Source organism: Gluconobacter sp. P1D12_c, from assembly GCF_018812105.1.
GTDB lineage: Bacteria > Pseudomonadota > Alphaproteobacteria > Acetobacterales > Acetobacteraceae > Gluconobacter > Gluconobacter oxydans_A.
The window spans coordinates 1-570 of record NZ_JACSIQ010000212.1; the positions used below are offsets into that span (position 1 = coordinate 1).

2 protein-coding genes are annotated in these 570 nt (G+C 38.8%); both read right to left on the bottom strand.

The window, feature by feature from the left end; genetic code table 11:
• The coding region (locus KP705_RS16390; protein ID WP_215765018.1) for a hypothetical protein at positions 1-261 on the bottom strand (261 nt) is incomplete at its 3' end.
• 44 nt (positions 262-305) lie between these two features.
• A partial coding sequence (locus KP705_RS16395) for a hypothetical protein (RefSeq protein ID WP_215765019.1) occupies positions 306-570 on the bottom strand: 265 nt, incomplete at its 5' end.

Genomic DNA, 570 nt, shown 5'->3' on the forward strand with positions numbered 1-570 from the left:
CCTGCTCTTGCCATTCTTCTGAACATCAACAGCACCATCGCAAGCCTGCTCATGCTCACGCTCAAGAGCTTCTAAATCCTGACCAAAAACGAGAACCGGCTTGCCTGGATTTTCAACATGCAAACAGGCATCCGGATTTCTCCGGGTAGCCTCATCTATAGTCTCTTTAATATTCCACTTCTTAGACTTCGTTGCCTTGTCGGAAGGCTTTACAAGCACTTTACGACTCAGCATCTCAAAATGTGCGAATTGATAACTCATGACAACGATCCAAAAAATTTCTCGCAAATCGTTGAGAGTCTTCTTTAAAAATCATCATACGTACAATTTTCCAAATCTAAATTATCGATACTCGAATACAAACCATCCTTGTCACATTCTTCTAAATCTTTAACCCAAAGGCGTATCTCATCTTTATTGTCATTAACAAAAACACACTCGTAACAAAAATCATCCTCGTCATCGTTCAAATATTCGTTGTATCTTAAAAAACCATTTCCCCTGCTTTCTATGTAATCCAAACACAAAGAAGAATGCGAAGGAAGACAACGCAAATAATCTCTATAACTT